The organism is Klebsiella sp. D-Nf1 (assembly GCF_002810515.1).
In the GTDB taxonomy this organism is placed as follows: domain Bacteria; phylum Pseudomonadota; class Gammaproteobacteria; order Enterobacterales; family Enterobacteriaceae; genus Klebsiella; species Klebsiella variicola.
In genome coordinates this window covers 1-563 of the sequence record NZ_PIOK01000035.1, presented here as the reverse complement: position 1 = coordinate 563, position 563 = coordinate 1, and the positions used below count along the sequence as shown (strand labels likewise).

The following is a 563-nucleotide window of genomic DNA, read 5'->3' as shown; positions in this document are numbered from 1 at the left end:
AGCTTAACCTTCGGGAGGGCGCTTACCACTTTGTGATTCATGACTGGGGTGAAGTCGTAACAAGGTAACCGTAGGGGAACCTGCGGTTGGATCACCTCCTTACCTTAAAGAACCTGCCTTTGTAGTGTCCACACAGATTGTCTGATGAAAGTAAAGAAGCAAGGCGTCTTGCGATTGAGACTTCAGTGTCCCCTTCGTCTAGAGGCCCAGGACACCGCCCTTTCACGGCGGTAACAGGGGTTCGAATCCCCTAGGGGACGCCACTTGCTGGTTCGTGAGTGAAAGACGCGTGCCAATATATCTCAAAACTCATCTTCGGGTGATGTTTGAGATATTTGCTCTTTAAAAATCTGGATCAAGCTGAAAATTGAAACGACACACTGTTTAAGTGTGTTCGAGTCTCTCAAATTTTCGCGACACGTTGGTGTTTTACGAAACATCTTCGGGTTGTGAGGTTAAGCGACTAAGCGTACACGGTGGATGCCCTGGCAGTCAGAGGCGATGAAGGACGTGCTAATCTGCGAAAAGCGTCGGTAAGGTGATATGAACCGTTATAGCCGGCG

General features: G+C 49.0%; 1 tRNA gene and 2 rRNA genes. All 3 read left to right on the top strand.

The annotated features are described in order from the left end of the window. Positions 1-102 (top strand): 16S ribosomal RNA (locus CWM54_RS27885); the annotation flags it as partial. A gap of 85 nt (positions 103-187) precedes the next feature. Continuing rightward, positions 188-263 (top strand) — tRNA-Glu (locus tag CWM54_RS27880). Positions 264-453: 190 nt separating this feature from the next. Continuing rightward, a 23S ribosomal RNA gene (locus tag CWM54_RS27875) occupies positions 454-563 on the top strand; the annotation flags it as partial.